General features: G+C 45.3%; 14 protein-coding genes and 1 pseudogene. 7 read left to right on the top strand and 8 right to left on the bottom strand.

All coding sequences use genetic code 11. From position 1 onward, the window contains the following. Positions 1-514: 514 nt before the first annotated feature. Complete coding sequence (locus tag ACLGGO_RS00260; RefSeq protein WP_446417847.1) at positions 515-853, top strand: hypothetical protein; 339 nt, start codon at positions 515-517, stop codon at positions 851-853. On the opposite strand, the gene ACLGGO_RS00255 is transcribed toward ACLGGO_RS00260, so the two are convergent. The 3 genes from ACLGGO_RS00255 to lepB all read right to left on the bottom strand — a co-directional run bounded on the left by ACLGGO_RS00255 (position 837) and on the right by lepB (position 5,654). Continuing rightward, entirely contained in the window at positions 837-1,838 is a 1,002-nt protein-coding gene (locus ACLGGO_RS00255) for an aldo/keto reductase (RefSeq protein ID WP_446417846.1), read from the bottom strand. The genes ACLGGO_RS00260 and ACLGGO_RS00255 overlap by 17 nt on opposite strands. A 169-nt stretch (positions 1,839-2,007) precedes the next feature. Beyond that, positions 2,008-4,326, bottom strand: a complete 2,319-nt coding sequence (locus tag ACLGGO_RS00250; protein WP_446417845.1) for a GAF domain-containing protein — start codon at positions 4,324-4,326, stop codon at positions 2,008-2,010. A 281-nt stretch (positions 4,327-4,607) separates the two neighbouring features. Further along, complete coding sequence (gene lepB, locus ACLGGO_RS00245; RefSeq protein WP_446417844.1) at positions 4,608-5,654, bottom strand: signal peptidase I; 1,047 nt, start codon at positions 5,652-5,654, stop codon at positions 4,608-4,610. Positions 5,655-6,010: 356 nt separating this feature from the next. On the opposite strand from lepB, the gene ACLGGO_RS00240 reads away from it, so the two are divergent. From ACLGGO_RS00240 to ACLGGO_RS00220, 5 genes and pseudogenes are all read left to right on the top strand, one after another. After that, complete coding sequence (locus tag ACLGGO_RS00240) at positions 6,011-7,234, top strand: WD40 repeat domain-containing protein (protein ID WP_446417843.1); 1,224 nt, start codon at positions 6,011-6,013, stop codon at positions 7,232-7,234. A 54-nt stretch (positions 7,235-7,288) separates the two neighbouring features. Further along, positions 7,289-7,675, top strand: a pseudogene (locus ACLGGO_RS00235) (NACHT domain-containing protein); the annotation flags it as partial. Between the two features lie 5 nt (positions 7,676-7,680). Continuing rightward, positions 7,681-7,833 (top strand): hypothetical protein, encoded by a 153-nt coding sequence (locus tag ACLGGO_RS00230; RefSeq protein WP_446417842.1) that lies wholly within the window; start codon positions 7,681-7,683, stop codon positions 7,831-7,833. 654 nt (positions 7,834-8,487) lie between these two features. Further along, complete coding sequence (locus ACLGGO_RS00225) at positions 8,488-10,692, top strand: GAF domain-containing protein (protein ID WP_446417841.1); 2,205 nt, start codon at positions 8,488-8,490, stop codon at positions 10,690-10,692. A 291-nt stretch (positions 10,693-10,983) separates the two neighbouring features. Next, positions 10,984-11,184 (top strand): hypothetical protein, encoded by a 201-nt coding sequence (locus ACLGGO_RS00220; RefSeq protein ID WP_446339551.1) that lies wholly within the window; start codon positions 10,984-10,986, stop codon positions 11,182-11,184. 165 nt (positions 11,185-11,349) lie between these two features. On the opposite strand, the gene ACLGGO_RS00215 is transcribed toward ACLGGO_RS00220, so the two are convergent. From ACLGGO_RS00215 to speB, 5 genes are all read right to left on the bottom strand, one after another. Beyond that, positions 11,350-12,474: a geranylgeranyl reductase family protein gene (locus tag ACLGGO_RS00215; RefSeq protein ID WP_446339552.1), complete on the bottom strand. Its 1,125-nt coding sequence runs from the start codon at positions 12,472-12,474 to the stop codon at positions 11,350-11,352. A 242-nt stretch (positions 12,475-12,716) separates the two neighbouring features. Continuing rightward, positions 12,717-13,265, bottom strand: coding sequence for a ribosome recycling factor (gene frr, locus ACLGGO_RS00210; protein ID WP_446339553.1), 549 nt, complete (start codon positions 13,263-13,265; stop codon positions 12,717-12,719). Further along, positions 13,252-13,980: a UMP kinase gene (pyrH, locus tag ACLGGO_RS00205; RefSeq protein WP_446339554.1), complete on the bottom strand. Its 729-nt coding sequence runs from the start codon at positions 13,978-13,980 to the stop codon at positions 13,252-13,254. The genes frr and pyrH overlap by 14 nt, the downstream gene beginning before the upstream one ends. A gap of 256 nt (positions 13,981-14,236) precedes the next feature. Beyond that, entirely contained in the window at positions 14,237-14,791 is a 555-nt protein-coding gene (locus ACLGGO_RS00200) for a thioredoxin family protein (protein WP_446339555.1), read from the bottom strand. A 99-nt stretch (positions 14,792-14,890) separates the two neighbouring features. Next, on the bottom strand, positions 14,891-15,799 hold the full coding sequence (gene speB / locus ACLGGO_RS00195) for an agmatinase (RefSeq protein WP_446417840.1): 909 nt from the start codon (positions 15,797-15,799) through the stop codon (positions 14,891-14,893). Between the two features lie 182 nt (positions 15,800-15,981). Between speB and ACLGGO_RS00190 the strand changes: the two genes are divergently transcribed. Next, positions 15,982-16,887, top strand: coding sequence for an alpha/beta fold hydrolase (locus ACLGGO_RS00190; RefSeq protein WP_446417839.1), 906 nt, complete (start codon positions 15,982-15,984; stop codon positions 16,885-16,887). Positions 16,888-17,373: the final 486 nt, after the last annotated feature.

Raw genomic sequence — 17,373 nt, 5'->3', positions numbered from 1 at the left:
TGGAAAAACCTATGACTACAGGCGGGGTGTTGTTGTTCCAGTTTTGGCGTAAGCACCGGGTTCTAATCGCAACGACTTAACTGACAACAAAAGTTTTTCCGGGGATTTCGGAATATTTTGCTTTGAGGATTCGTTACAGATATAGCAACCGCTTACCGGAGTAAGATTTCCTTACACCCATACCCAAGACACCCAACTGGATTCTTCATGGTAGTTTTACCTATGAGTGCAAATAAACTAACCCATGAAACCTTTTCCACCCAGAACTATTGCCCTTTGCGGCTGACTTAGCCAAGCCAGAAGATTATAAACTCAGAATAGCTTATTCAGCGACTCATAAACCCAAATCAATCTAATGATTTGTAAAATAACAGACAGTTTATAATGAGAAAAAGGGAGGGTTAGGGAGAGGTCAGACCAACAGCTTCCTTCCAGTCGTCAGGGCAAAAAGAGGGTTACGTGTAATAGATTAGTAGTTTGATAGTGCTGAATTCACCTGGGATGATCCCTAATCATGCGAAAAGTAATTCTGAATTTGTCGCTCTCCCTTATTTTTTTGTTAACCTTGACAGTCGCTTGCATGAGTAATCAGTATGTTCCCTATCGCCCAGTTATTCGCTCACAAGATGAGTTAGTTGTTTCCAATTCTGCTGCTAACCCAGAACACCAAGGAAATATTAAGCAAGTCTTTGATTTTTATAGCGTTCCTTATCGTGAAGAGAATGGGCAAATCCTCATCCCGGCTGGAGTTTGGCAAGATAGGGAAATGATGTGGAACTACACCACCAAGGCTAATGACCCTGAATGGCTACGTCAACAACAAGAAGACGGTTGGCTTAAGTCCACGCCCTAAAAAATGTATTATCTTCCCAAGCCTGTGCTGTGCGCTGTTCAATCGCCGCTAATTCCATCTCATCCAAGGGCTGAAAACGGCTAGCTACCTCTACATTTGACTCTAACTGTGGCACATCTTCCGCCGCAATCACGGCACAGTGAACCCCAGATTGAGAAAGGGTATATCCTAGCGCCTGGTGCATCCCCTCTAAGACACCAGATTTAAACAACCGCCCATAGGCGGGAACTTTCATGGCAATCACACCCACCTTGTTCTGACGAGCAACGGGTAAAACCGTGGGGATAAATGGACGGGGGTGGTGTTTATCCGCCGCATTTATACAAACTAGAGTAGTATCAAAGGGATAACGCTGCAATCCAGCCGCAATCACATCAGGTTCGTGGTGTCCGGTAATCCCACAGTATTTAATCAAGTTTTGGGCTTTGGCTTCTTCTATGGCTTGAGCCGCCCCAGTTGAACTAAAAATGGTATCAAGTTCTTCGTGAAACGAGACGTGGTGCAATTGCCACAAGTCCAAATAATCGGTATTCAAGCGTTTAAGCGATCGCTCCAACTCCCGCCACGCCCCGTCGCGATCGCGGGCGGCGGTTTTACTGGCGAGAAAGACCTGCTGCCGATAGTTTGGTAAGATTTTACCGAGATAGTCTTCACTCGGTCCATAACTCGCCGCTGTATCGAAGTAACGAATCCCCAATTCTAACGCCCGTTGAATAATCGCCAACGCATCCGCTTCCTGGTTGGGCTTGGATAAGGGTGTTTTCCCTGCCCCTCCTAAGCCTAAAATAGGTACAGAAACCCCCGTACTCCCTAACATCCGTTCCGGCATTGTGGTGGTTCTAGAGACTGAAATGGCGATGGTTGACCCTGACTGCAGCTGGGAAGCCGAGGGTTGATTTTGTTTCCACGCCGCACTCCCCACTATTCCTCCTGCTACCGCCATACCCGTGAGTAGAAATGTGCGTCGGTTTGTTTTTTCGGACATGCACTACACCTCCAGCCTTTCTTCCCATTGTGCTGACTTCGGCTAAATATGCAATATCACCGAATTTAAAACTCAATCGGGGCGGGTTTAGTTACATCTAGTGTGCAAAGGAAATGATAGTAGTAAAACCCGCCCCTACAAACCAGGTTCCCTTGAGCGAAGCGAAGGATCAAAACTCAACACTTAATGTCCAAACCCCATCCCAATCCGGAGGTGGTGGAGAGTCTAGCCAATACAAACAGCGCTGAATATGTAGTCTCGCCGCCTTATCACCGCCATCAATTGCCAAAACCTGGGAAAATTCCCCGATCGCGAGGGCAAATTGCTGGTTTAGGTAATAGCGACGCCCTTGTTTATAATGGTCAATAATCTGTTCTTGTTGACTAGAAAGAGACTGAGAACGAAGTCCGAGAAGTTCATAGATAGCAAGGGATTGGGGTTTACTCTTGACGGGGAGGCGATCAAGTTCCCGCACCCAGACGCGATCGCGACAGTGTTTATAAATAGTTTCACTAATAATAATGTCACTGCCATAATCGCGACTCCCTTGTTCGAGTAATGAGGTAAAGTTAACAATATCACCCGACAATGGGGGTTGAGAACTATTCTGACTCAGATGGACTCTGTCGGCGTGAATGCCAATACCCAGGTGAGGCATTGGCTGATTGGGCGTCAAATGGCTACGATTAAACTCAGTTAGCTGTTGGCGCATGTCTAGAGCTGCTTGTACTGCATACCAAGCGCGATCGCTTACTGGTAAGGATGTATCAAACACAGCAATTAGCGCATCACCAATATATTGATTTAAAGTACCTTGATACTTCAATACAGCCTGCACCATCAATTCACAATAGTGATTGAGCATGGAAACAACTGTTTCAGCTTCCATGTCTTCCATCAAGTTGGTATAACCTTGAATATCGGCACATAAAATCGCCACATTGGGGTGATCCAATAACTGGCTCTCATGTTTTTTTAGAAATTCCTGGCTTAGTTCCTGGCTGACTTGGTGATAGGCTGGTACTTGGGGGGAACTCGTCCCATTGATTTCTTTGAGGACGACGACAAGTCCGTAAAAATTATTCGAGCCGTTGTTCTCCGCAATCGAGCGAATCGATAAATCAATCGAGTATTCCTGATCGTTGGCGATAACCGTATGAGGTGCGTGATAGTCTTGGTGTTCAGTTAAAGTCCCTTGGACTAAATGGGCAAAGTTGCTCTCTTTAACCTGAATAAAGTCGCCAATCCAACTCCCTTCAACCCCATCTAACTCACCGCTGTTGAGGAGCTGATGGGCTTTTTCATTTACAGTAATAATTCGACCCTTTGCATCTGTATATATTACTCCATTATCTAGAGTCTTTAAAATAAGGCGTTGAATTTCTTCCTGCTGCTTCAGCGACGCGAATTGCCGCGAATTTTGCAAAGCGATCCCAACTTGCAAGGCAAATGCTCCCATCAATTGTTGATCCGCTTGACTAAAACTTGCCTTAAATATGTCCGGCGGAATGGGCCAAGTATCGGGGTCATAGGCTGGAAAACGTCCCCGTTTCTTTTTGTTAATTAATTCCAGTACACCCAATACTTCGTTATCGGGAGACACAACGGGCAGACAAAGTAAACTACAGGTACGATACCCAATACGGCAATCCCTTTTTTTTATCCGATCAACACCGGGGCGGATATAGAGGTCAAAGGGAATATTCAAGGCTTTTCCTGACTTGGCTACTTGACCGACAAAGCTGACGCCCATGGGGTGACGCTCCTCGTGAGGATTACCCGCCTCAGTTTCTACCTTTGTCCATAGTTCCTGGCGTTCCCGATCCATCAGCCATAAACGACTGCGATCGGCATTCATTAATTCATTGGCTTCTTGAATAATAATCTGAAGGGTAGCATCAAAATTTAATCCGCCCTGACTAATTGTATGAATTGCTTTAATAAAGCTAATAAAAATATCTTGTTTCTTGATTTCTGCATAAAGCGCCTGACATCGATCAACCGTTGAGCGAATCCACGACATTGCCCGATTTAACTGCTTTTCATCGTCTTGATCAAATCCCTCATTGTCAATCTTTTTGTCTAAGGGATGATCGGGATTAGCCTCAGGTTTTAGTTTATTAATTAATTGGACAAAGGCAACAATATTATCTTGCTTATTATATAATGGTAGAGACAATAAATTATAAACAATATAGTCAAAAGATTGGATTAAGTCTAGGTCATTATCTTTACAGTGAAATTTGCCGTCAAAGGGTTTTTCTAAAAAAATCTTCAAATTGGCAATTCCACCAATGCCAGTCGCATTGGGAATTCTTAACTCTAGGGGTTGGGAACCGTTCAAACTTAAAACAAGGCATTGTTCTGGATCATATCGGTCTAACAAAAAAATATGAACTCGATCAACCTGAATAATTTTTTTGAAGCACTGAGCGATTTCTACTAACATTTCTGTTAATATAAAATTTAAGTCCTGGTGATTTGACATCCGTGTAGATCCTCCCTTTCTTCTAACCAGGCAGTTGCCCATTTAAGCCGCTTATCGAGATTTATCAAGTAAGATGCTTCTGAAACAGTGCGATTGGGCGCAACATCTCTACCTGCAATCTACAATTTTGACATGCCTGTGACCTATATTGGCGTCAATTTAAGCTGAAAGCAGAGAAAGCAATGTTCCAGATGTACCATTGCGCTATGGATAGCTGGAGGGACATGCTACGTCTGGGAGCTGGGGAAGAGTAAATTAAATTAAAGTTTATCCGAGTAATATTAGGAGCTAACTATCCCTATCCGTTGAGGAGGGAAAAATCGTTTGGTCACTTTTCCCAGAATATTTGGTCGGGGAAGAAAACCCCAATCTTCACTATCATAGCTGTGGTTACGGTTATCCCCCAAGACGAAATAAGAATTGGCAGGAACGGTAATAGGGATAAAGGAGTATTGAGAAAGTTTTTGAGGATAGTTCTCTTCCAGAGGCTGAGAATTGATATAAACCCTTCCATTTTGAATCTTTACCCGTTCTCCGGGTAAACCAATAATTCGCTGAATAAATGCCTCTCTAAAATGATTGTCTTGCAAGGGTTCCGGCGGTGAAAATAGTACAATATCTCCCCGCTGTGGTGATTTAAAGCGGTAGATTTGTTTATCGACAATAACGTGGTCACCTCTTTGTAACGTTGGCTTCATCTCGTTCGTGACAATGATATGAGTATCAGCAATATGGGTTTTAATAAAAAATATCTGCAGGGAAATTATCAGCGAAAACAGAATAGATACAAGCGCCATGCCTAAAATGGGTAGCTGATTTCGTTCACGACGAATAGTTGAGGCGATATAAACGTGATAAAAAATTAAAGATTTGAGCAATATTGGCACGAGTTGAACCAGCAGAGATATGACAAAAAAAGTAAAAAATAGAACGCTAAACCACAGACGATTAATATATAAATGACCCGCACCGGGAACGAGGCGCGAGAGAAAGACAGCTAGCCATGGATCTTTTTGACTGGTTCTAAGTTTCTCAAAACTTGGAGAGTTGGCTGTCTTAGCACAGTCATAAGCATCAAAGATTCCCCAAATACTCAACGCGAAAGCCGTGATTAATAAAAGTTCTCCGATAAAAATATTACCGATTTGACTTAAAATCAACCATCCACTTAAGGCATATAACCCGACTTGAGTGATAATTAAACTATGCCCTCTGATAATCTTTCCGGCATAAAGCTGACCAATTCCAGGAAAAAATAGGGATAAGTTAACCGCTAACCAAGGTTCTTTTACTGAACTTGGCAAGGAAGGGTGCGGAAATTGAGACATCGGTCTTGCCTTCGATATAGGTATAGCCCAGTAGATACCCCCTGTTAAGATGCTGAATTTAATAAAAGTCTAAGAGATCGGCTTTACTATAACCAACAACAGAGGGGAGTGGCAAGTTAATTTGATGGTCTTCATGAAAACTTATAATCAGAGACATAAAAGCACAGGGATATAACCTGGAAATCCAGTCGGTTCCTTATGAATTCCAAAAGGGACTTCTCGCCGAATCCAGTTAACATTTCTGGGGATGAGGGATTCCGGAGGCGCTAAAGCGCTTACTACGAACGAATGGTGCGATCGCGCCCCAAATACTACGTATGTAATACAATAATTGGGTAAGATATGGATCATGGTCAATGGTATCTCATCCCCATCAGCCGAAACAGAATGATGCTGTATTAGGAACGGGTCAATTGCAACTTCCATCTAATGCGGCGGTTTTAGGCGGTTTGGCAGGTGTTCGGCGTCGTTTACACAGTGCTTTGGTGAGTCAGCGTGTGGCGGCGGTAAAAGAGAGTGTGAATTATGGTAAAGCGGGAATTTCTGTAGTATTAGAGGCGCTCAAAGATGATCACTATCAAGTGCGCTATACCGCCTATTCGCAACTCCAGGGAATTGATCATCCCCAATTGCCGCAGCTTCTAAGTGAGTATAATCCTTATCAGTGTCTGAAATGTCTTTATCGCCATTCTACTGCTCATTCTACGGCGTATGCATTAGCAATTAGTCCGGATCAACAGTTGTGGGTAAGTGGTGCAACGGATAAAACTATTAAAGTGCGATCGCTACATACAGGCAAGATTCTTTGTACTCTAAAAGGACATCGGGGTTCGGTATCGGCGGTTACATTTCATCCCCATCAACCCATGCTAATTAGTGGCAGTTGGGATAGTACGATTAAGCTGTGGGATTTAGCCGGAGTTTGTCAACAAAATCAAATAGCCAGTGACAGGTTGATGGCTACGTTTAGGGGACAAGGGAGTAAGATATATACCATTGCCCTGCATCCAGAGGGAAAGATTCTTGCCAGTGGGAATCAGGATGGAACGGTTACTCTGTGGGATATTCAGGCTGGAGAAAAGATAGGTGCGATCGCAGAACATACAGAGGCGATTACCGCTCTAGCCTTTACCCCCAATGGTAAAACCTTAATCAGTAGCAGTATGGATAATAATACCCTGAACGGCTGGAATTGGCAAGCGCAACACCTCCAGTATAGTCTCACCGGACACAGCAATTGGGTGAGTGCGATCGCGATTAGTCCTGATGGAGAAATTCTCGCCAGTGGGAGTCAGGATAAGACGATTAAACTCTGGCATCTTCCCACAGGAGAAGTATTAAATACCCTAACCGGACATTGGGGTGAGATCAAGGGGTTAGCGATAAGTCAAGATGGACAAACTTTAGTCAGTTGCAGTTGGGATGAAATAATTCGATTTTGGCATTTACCCACAGGACTTTTATTGCATACCTTAACCGGACATCGCGGTGCAATTGTATCCCTTGCCATTAATTCTAATGTGCAAATAGTTGTCAGTAGTAGTCAGGATCGAACCATTCGCATCTGGGGAATGGATTAACAGGCTCATAACAGGGTGCATGTAAAATTTGTAGGTTGGGCTCTTGGAACGAAACTGCCAGAGGGATTTTTTAACTATTGGTTAGAAGACGGACGAGCGCTGATTTTATTAGATGGGTTAGATGAAGTTGCCGAAGAAGGCAAACGTTATCAGATGGTGCGGCGGATTGAGAATTTTCTGGGGCAATATAACCAAAATCGCGCGATTATTACCTCTCGTCCGGCGGAATATAAGCGAGATTTCTTTAAAACCCAGGAGTTTCCTCACTATCAGTTACAACCTTTTAATGATAACCAGATTGAGGAATTTATTAACCGTTGGTATGATAGCCGCATTCCCGATAAAGCAGAAGCCGAGCGGCGTAAGCAGAGTTTAAGAACAGCACTGTCAGATAATCCCCGGATTCAATTATTGGCGCGAAATCCGCTACTGTTGACTATTTAGATGTGCGTGACTTTGCTGCCATAGCTTTGGGTAAATTAGGCAAAAATAATCCTAATATTCTGCCACTTATCGTGCAATGGATTGAACAGCACCAGGATTCAGACTATATCGGCTGCGGGATTAATGCGCTGTGGGATATTGTGGCAACGGATTAACAAGCGAGGTTCGTCACCTTGTCATGGCGTGGCACACCTAATGTGATAGATTATTTTGCCCAGAAACCGTAGGGGCGCACTGACGTGCATCCGTATAAACTTAAGGCTGAAAGAAACCCTTACTTAACAAGAGATCCCCCCTAGCTTTGAAAGGGGGGGAAAAGGGGGGAACCAGAAATTAATCAAAGTCCCCCTTTTGAAGGGGGATTTAGGGGGATCTAAACTTTGAGCGCTAGTTATACAAAGTTTTAAGTTGACAACAATGACGCTCCGTGCGCCCGATTTAATCGTAATATCTACTCCATTTTGGTGGGTTACAGCGGATATCAAATTTAATGGTTATTTCCTCAATTGAATACTGTTTCACTCACTCTACCGACTACGCACCTCACTGGATGGCGCTAAAGCGCTTACTACGAACAAATGGCGCTAAAGCGCTTACTACGAACGTCGCTTGAGTCTGTGATAAATGACAAGTTGTTTATGAGAAAAATCTTGCAAAACTTTAAGACCATATTTCTCTTAACTTGTCAAGTTTTAAATTCTATGATCAAATGGAAAAACGGCTCATGGTTTCATCACCGGTTTACCTTGATGTTGAACAACAACCGACAACACATTCCAGACGATTCCCTGGAGGTTAATATACCTCCCATGTCTAATTCACATTCTCATCGTCAACAGGTGAGTGATGAATCAACATTCCGCGATCGCGACACCATGACAAATCAGGCGAATTCGGGAAATAATAAGTGGTTGGCGCGTTTCCAGCATCATAGCAAACTGTTGATGGCGTGGGTTGAGCCGGGAAACTTTACGCTGTATTACGCCAATGACACCTTTTGCCGCTTAACTGGAATTAATGCTCCCACGGGTAGCTTACAAAACCAGGGCATTCACCTATTTGATTTATTTACAAATGTTGATGCTAAAACCCTAGAACAGTTATATCGGCGTCATTTACTGGCGCTAATATTACGAGATGTATATAAAATTAATCATACCCAATGGCGCTTTTTAGATGAACCCGTTATTGCCACTCTCGATAATCCCCACGGTGGCGAACCCCATTGTGTACAATTTTGGCTGCGATCGCAACATCTGAACGTTGAGCGGATTAATCCGGAAATTAACGAATTTTCAGATATCGATCTATCCAAACAACCGATTCAGCAAATTATCCTTAACCCCACCTGGGAGGAGCGTTTAAACCTGGACAATTACCAGGTTAGGGGTCAGCTTTTGTGGGAAGGATTAGATGTTACCCACCAAGAAATGATTCGACAACTGATTAGCTTGCTAATCGAACGCGACTCCCTCTTGCGTTCCGAGAAGTTTCGCCTATTTGAGCAAAAAATGCGATCGCTGTTTCGCGCTGATCAAATTCTGCTGTTGCGGGTGAAGCACCAAGAGGTCAAACTTTTCACCAGCAAAGATGATCAAATTATTCAAACCCAAGTCTATTCCTGGGATTCCCTGGAAGGTTCCCATTTCCAGGAAGCCGCCCAAGGGAATCAAGTTTGGAGAGTCGCTAACTTAGAGAGTGATTTTCACACTGAGTTTGAACAGACGTTGTTCAACCAGGGCGCCCGTTCCCTGTTGCTGATTCCCCTAACAGTTTCTTCAGCTGAAGCCGAAACCCCCAGCCAAAACTTGATGGGAATGGTAGGGCTGACGAGTGATCAGACTCATAACTTCGATTCCCTGGATATCAACCATGCTTGCGCCTTGAGCCCCGCCTTAACCGCCGCCCTGCGTCAAGCGGCTCAAAGTCAATTTAATCCTATCCATCCCGCTGTAGAATGGCGTTTCTTAGAAGAAGCGGAACGCCGCAGTTGGGGACTCCCCCCAGAACCGATTGTGTTTACTGATGTCCATCCGATGTACGGGATTTCCGATATCCGGGGTTCGTCGAGTGAACGGAATCGATCTATCCAAGCCGATTTACTCAGCCAGTTCAATTTGGCAATGGCGGTGGTGGATGGGGCGAACCAATACCAACAGTTGCCTTTGTTGCAACAACTGCGCCTGGATTTGTCCGCCTATATTAAACAGTTAGAAAAAGGAGTGATGGCGGAGGCTGAGGTGACGGCGATTCAATATCTAAGGGATCATCTGGAAATTTATTTTGATTATTTCCAAGACTGTGGCGATGGGGCGGTTGAAGCGGTGAGAGCTTACAAACAAGCTTGCGACAATCCTCATGGCTGTGTTTATACCGCCCGCGATCGCTATGATCGAATGATCTATGAGATTAACGAACAACTGCGGCAAACTTGGGAACGGTGGCAAATCCGGATGCAGCAGATTATCCCCCACTACTGTGATCATGAACTCACCGATGGTATCGATCACATGATCTATGCAGGCGCTTCGATTAACTCGCACTTTACCTTATTCCATCTCCACTGTCTGCGCTACGAACAGCTACGGGCTATCTGTGACTGTGCTAGGACTTGTTTTCATATTCGCGATCGCTTTGACAATCCGTTACAAGTCACTCATCTAGTCTTAGTCCAGGAAACCACCGTTGATATTTTCCACGACGAACAAACGGAAAAAATTTTCGATTTACGCAGTAGCACCCGCGACACCCGCTACGAAATCGTCAAAAAACGGATTGATAAAGCCCTTGACACCAACACCCAAACTCGAATCACCCAACCGGGAATGCTGACTATCGTCTATTCCACCCAAGCCGAATGGACGGAATATCAACAATATTTACGCTACCTAGCCCGTGAAGGTTGGGTGGATAGCCATATCGAATACAGCACCGTTGAAAAACTACAAGGAATCACAGGACTCAAGTTTGCCCGTGTCCGCATTCTGCCTGAATTTGAGCCCGCACAGGTGTAGGGGCGGGTTTGACAAACATTTTGCCACTGTCTTGAAACTTAACTAAACCCGCCTTTCTAGGGCAGCAGGGGGAAATTTTTCCCAATCCCTGCACCCTTTGCTGTGATCTAGCTTAACTTGCCTTAGTGATCAGACAACTTGTCTGTCTAACGGGGTTATGTTTCAAAACCATAACATTAAGATTTGTAAATAAAGCAATTCTGTAGTGTTTGTTACAGAAATTTCTTGTTATAGTTATTGTGTAAGGAAAAAAACAGTGAAATATCACTAAAGCAATCGGAGAATAAACAAATGTCTACCCAAGAACAAGCTAGAGCCTTAATGATGCGTCACCATCACGCCGTCAAGAACAGGCAACAATCCATGCTCAATCGAGCAGCCAATGAAGTCGGCTTAGATGTTGATAACCTCAGCCACTGGGATTCTATTCAAGGCAAACCCAATTCTGGTTTCCGCACCAGCTATGATCGCAGTCGTGCTTCTCTAAGCTAAGCGGTGTTTGAACCTTAACGAAATATGCTGCCCATAACGATGGTGGTTAGCATAACTAAACCGGACTTTTTTCATACAACTGTTTCGAGGTAGCAAAATCCCACGGTAAGTGATCCGTGGGATTTTTAATGGTGTTTGGAGATTGAGGAAGTTTTGACAAACAACCTACCGTGAGAATAATCCGCCACTCAAACGTTTAATTGCCAGATTTGCCACCTCTGAGTACTTCAATTCTCCGGATAAAATCTGGAGCATAATCAGAGTCGCTGAAGGTCGCTTTACACCTACCTTATAGCCAATTTTGGGAAAGCCATAGAAAGCACTAGCTAAACGTTTCGCCCAAACCATCTCGTTACCCCATTCGTCCTGAATCACCTGGGTATACTGAGTTAAGGCGCTGGCGTTACCCCCTAAAGCCGCATCAATTGCCTCCGCCGCTTTGACTCCACTATATATAGAGGGACGAATTCCCTCAGCCGTAAACGGATCAGCCAAACAAGCGGTGTCGCCAACCAGCAGCGCATTTTGCCCATGTAATTTTTGGTTACCATCCCACAGGCACATTGGGTGATTGTGAACCTGACAGAGTTTCGGATCAATACCGAGTTGCTGAATATAGTTAGTTCCTATGGCTTGTAAATCCTGCTTGTCATTCCCCTTAAACGTACCCACACTGACGGAATAGCCATCGGCTTTGGGAAAATTCCAGATGTAGCCATTTTTCACTTGCCCAAAGTCAAAATGGATAGTGGGATCACCTGTTTCAGGGGTTGACTTGGGAGCTTCTATCGTCACTGCCATACGCTGGGGACGATCTTTAAAGCCCAACCATTTTGCCATGGAACCGTTAGCACCATCAGCGGCGATCAGGTAACGTGCTGCCATCGGTTCATTGGTGGTATTAACCTGCCAGCGATCGCCCTTAAATTCAATACCGGTTACAGTCGTTTGCTCTTGCACTTGAGCGCCTTGCTGTTTTGCCTGTTCGACTAAAAACTGGTCAAAAACATCTCGCCGCACCATCCAGACAGGTTTTTGTTTTTTGAGATTGACCTCCACCGGATCATCCATTTGCCAGGTGTAGCGGACTCGGCTCACATTTTGGGAGATCGCCGGTGCCAGATCAAAATCAAACCACTGTTGCACGCTTGGGGATACACCACCACTACAGGGCTTGTATCGGGGTAAAGAGTCTTTTTCTAGAATCAGTACCGAACGCCCTCGCTTGGCGAGGTGATAGGCGGCAGTTCCCCCAGCAGAACCTGCCCCAACAATAATGCAGTCAAACATTAGGCTCTAAGGATTAAAAAATTCAGGAGTGTGCTAAGGAGGTATTACTGTGGTATTTAGTTTTAACCCCTGACATAGTTTAACAATAAACTCAAGGAATAGGATACTCTTAAGGGGGGATTTAAGAGGAGCAAATTACCCCTTGTCATGGGTCATTTTTATTTGTTAAATAATGCTCTCACCTCAAAACTCTCTATCCGTCCCCACCGCACGAGACGGGTGGGGAACTGGAGCAAGTTAGGTTAAACCGTGGTAATATCTTCCTCTTTTGCCGCTAACAATTCATCAATTTTAGCCGTGTACTTGTCCGTCAATTCCTGAATTCGGTCTTGCAGATCACGGGATTCATCTTCAGAAATTTCGCTATTTTTTTCCTGTTTACGAACCGAGTCAACGGCATCACGACGAATATTCCGGATGGAGACTTTTCCGTCCTCGGCTAACTTACCCGCCATCTTCACAAATTCTTGGCGGCGTTCGGCGGTTAAGGGTGGAATATTCAGTCGCACGACTTGACCGTCATTATTGGGGGTTAAGCCGATATCTGATAAGGAAATCGATTTTTCAATCAGAGTCAGCGTATTCTTGTCATAGGGTTGAATCGTAATCGTGGTGGCATCTGGCGTATTAATGCTTGCCAGAGACTTCAGAGCGGTGGGACTGCCATAATATTCCACCATCACTCGATCCAACAGACTCGCATTCGCCCGACCTGTACGAATGGTATTGAAACTCCGTTGCGTTGCTTCAACGGCTTTCTTCATTTGGCTTTCAGCGTCAGCTAACTTCACAAAAACCTCCCACAAATGTTCCGACAGATTCTCCTTGAACAGCGCGGCGGATATTACCTCGCCCTGTCAAATCAAATACCATAATTGGGATATTATTTTCCTTACACAAGGCGATCGCTGTACTATCCATCACCCGCAGATCCTGAGCGAGGACATAGCTATAGGAGAGCGTGTGATAGCGATGAGCTTGGGGATTTAGCTGAGGATCACAATCATAAATCCCATCAACTTTAGTGGCTTTAAAGATAACCTCCGCATCAATTTCGGCAGCTCGCAAAGCCGCCGTCGTATCCGTGGTAAAAAAAGGATTCCCTGAACCTGCGCCAAAAATTACCACTCGCCCTTTTTCCAGGTGACGAATGGCACGGCGGCGGATATAGGGTTCTGCCACTTCTTGCATCGCGATCGCGGTTTGCACACGGGTAGGTATCCCCATTTGTTCTAAGGCATCTTGCAGGGTCATGGCATTCATGACTGTCGCAATCATACCAATATAATCACCGGTTGCCCGATCCATTCCGCCTGCAGCCGCTTTCAAACCGCGAAAAATATTGCCACCACCGACGACAATTGCCATTTGGATGCCACTTGCCACCACTTCGGCGATTTCGGCAGCGATGCCCTGAACGACTCCTGGATCTATGCCGTAGCTCAGTTTGCCCATCAAGGCTTCACCGCTCACTTTTAGTAAAACCCGTCGGTATTTCATCCCCATGCTACGACTCTTTCTTTCTTGACTATTGCCTTGCCCATACGATAACAGTCTACCGATAATTCTGACAGAGTGCGTGAATGTCGATCATCAAATAACATGATTCACACCCGTGCTGCTAAAATACAAATTCTTGCTGTATTACTGCTTCAAGCTCAGTATTACTCGTTCCGGGTGGTTTCAACCACTGATCCGCTTACATTCCCCCTGCTCCCAGACGTAGCAGGCTACGTCTGCACAGGATGAGAGGCTCCCCCTACTAGTTGCGCCATACTAGGGGACTGCCCTGGGTGGGAGTTGATTTGGGCGAGATAGTTTCCCCAGCCAGTAACGCGGCGATCGCATTCTTGAGGTATGCTTTGTTAACCGCTTCGGGATACTGGGTATTATCGTCAATTTGACCACTGTAGCGCAAGACCCCCTGTTCATCAATTACAAAGGCTTCTGGGGTTTTTGAAGCACCAAATCCTTGTGCCACATCCTGAGTTGGGTCCCACAGGTAGGGAAAATTCAACCCTCTACTACGGGCAAACTGCTGCATCTGAGTGAAGCTATCTTCGGGAGATTGATCAGCATCATTGGAGTTAATGCCAATCAGGGTAAATCCCTGCTCATGAAAACGGGTTTGCAGTTGTTTGAGTCTGTCTATATGAGCGGCTGAGTAGGGACAGTTATTACTCAAGAAAATTACCGCCACTCCTCGCCACCTTTCCAGATACCGGGAGAGGTGGTGAACATCCTTATCAATGCCTAAAAGCTCAAAATCGGGAGCATAACTGCCAATGGGTGTGCCGTGTTTTTCCTTCAGACTCATATCGTGTTACGGTGTGTGTTCTACTGGATGCTAGTTCTTCCCTTTTTCCCCTTCCCGTTTGCCGATCATTTTGGATCGGGCACTGAATTCCAGCCATCGCTACCACCTTTGTGTCAGAGTTTGATAGCCGATGAGTTTGTAAACCAGTTTAGCGGCACTAAATTGGGAGACAACTGAATCAACCACTGGGGCTAACTCCATCACATCGCAACCGATCACCTGATGGGTTTCAAACAATCGTCGCAAAAAGCTTGTGAGTGCATACCAATTCAGCCCACCCGGTTCAGGAGTGCCAACCCCGGGCATCGCCGACGGATCGATGCCATCTAAATCAATGGTAATGAATACTCGCTCTGTTGGGATAGTCGCGATCGCGTCGTCTATCCAATGGGGATTGTTGACAATGTTTCGCGCCCAAATCACAGGGATGGATTTTTCTTTAATTAAATCGGCTTCTTCTTGACACAGACTCCGAATGGCGACGGGTAATGTGGGTAATCCCATATCCACAATCCGGCGCATCACACAGGCGTGGTTATAAATTGAGCCTTCGTATTCGTGGCGTAAATCTCCGTGGGCGTCTATTTGCACCACGGTAAAGGGTTCGTTACTCCTTTGGCAGTAGGCGTCTACGATTCCTGTGGTTATGCTATGTTCACCACCGATGGCAATGACAAATTTGTGATCATCGATAAGCCCAGATACGGTTTCGCGAGTATCCTGAAGCATTTTTTGGGCACAAATCTGTTGCCCGCCTCGGGTATCTGCGATCGCGGAATGTGTATAAATCTTGGCGTCTTTACAAATCTCCCGTTCCAACTCATCATCGTAGTATTCTAGCTGGATTGATGCCTCTAAAAGAGCATCGGGTCCATTTTCTGTGCCTTTACGATAGGTTGTGGTTGCCTCGTAGGGAATCGGCAAAATAACCACGTTTGACGCTTTGTAGGATGCCTGAATTTCCGATCCCAGAAACGGAATAACCGCAGCAGACGTTTGCACCAGCATAGGGGACGCACCAAAAAATTTCTTAATGTTAATTTTGACACAAGAATAGTTCTGAGTGTAGAGACGGGCTATGGCGCCTCTTGTCGAGCGGGTTTGGCTATTATCGTTTTTTGCGCCCTAATCTCAAAAGGGTTATTGTATTACAAAATGTAAATAGTAAACCTGTACTCTGGCGAATCGTCATGACCTTTCCCTCCTCAACCCTGCCCAAACCCCCTAAACCAGAAACTCACATCTGGACATGGCGAGGTTTTCCCATTGCCTATCAAGTCCAAGGCAATTCTGGACCTGCGGTTGTGATGGTGCATGGCTTTGGCGCCTCTTGCGGACACTGGCGTAAGAATTTACCGGTATTAGCCGCATCCTGTCGGTGTTATGCCATTGACTTAATTGGCTTTGGTGCCTCTGCCAAACCTACGCCAGGACTTGAGGTGGAGTATACCTTTGAAACCTGGGGACAACAAGTCCTAGATTTTTGTCGGGAAGTCGTGGAGACTCCAGCATTTTTGGTTGGGAATTCAATTGGCTGTATTGTAGCAATGCAAGCGGCTGTGGATTGTCCAGATATGGTATTAGGGCTTACCCTGATCAACTGTTCCTTGCGGATGCTCCATGATCGCAAACGAGTTACATTACCCTGGCATCGTCGCATCGGCGCACCGATGGTACAACGGTTACTGGGGATTAAGTGGGTGGGACAACTCTTTTTCCGTCAACTGGCTAAGCCACAGGTTGTGCGTAAAATTTTATTACAAGCTTATCGCCAATCCGAGGCGGTGACCGATGAATTAGTGGACTTGCTGATGACACCGGCGGCTGATGTAGGTGCGGCTGATGTGTTTATTGCCTTTACCCGCTATTCCTTTGGACCTCTACCCGAAGACTTATTACCTCGGTTATCTTGTCCCACACTGATTTTGTGGGGAACGGATGATCCCTGGGAACCCATTGCTGAGGCAAAAGAATGGGTCAATTTTCCAGCCGTGGAAAAATTTGTCCCCTTAGACGGTTTAGGGCATTGTCCTCAAGATGAAGCCCCTGATGTGGTTAATCCAATTTTACAGGATTGGATTGCGGGGAAGAGTTGATTCGGAATTGGGGAAGTTTTGACCCTTCGCTGGGCTCGAAGACATGGTGCGCGACCCTTCACTTCGCCCATAGGACAGGGTGCGTGAGTTTTGAATTAACCACAGAACATCCCCCTATCCCTTATCTCCCCCTATCCTCTATCTCCCCCTATCCTCTATCTCCCATATCCCCCGCCCCCCTGTTTCCTTTCTTTAATTTTTATGAATGCGATACCACATTCAATAATTGACTATTGAGAATTTTTTCAAAAAAGACTATCCTTTGACTGGTGAGTAGATGCAAAGGGTTGGGTGGCAGAAAAATAAGCAGCTATTGGCGAGCAAATGTGCTAGAAAACCAACTCAGTAATCAGACCCACTTAATAAAGTGTAACATTAAATACCAAATAAACATTTTTTTTACATTTGAATAAGGGCGGGTTTTGTTGACAAGTTATCAAGCACAAACTCTTCCCAGGGGTTGGGGGTTTGGGAAAGTCCCGACGA

Origin of the sequence: Coleofasciculus sp. (genome assembly GCF_046565525.1) — a bacterium.
GTDB lineage: Bacteria > Cyanobacteriota > Cyanobacteriia > Cyanobacteriales > Coleofasciculaceae > Coleofasciculus.
The sequence above is the reverse complement of the archived record's forward strand: the minus strand, read 5'-3'. Positions and strand labels throughout refer to the sequence as shown.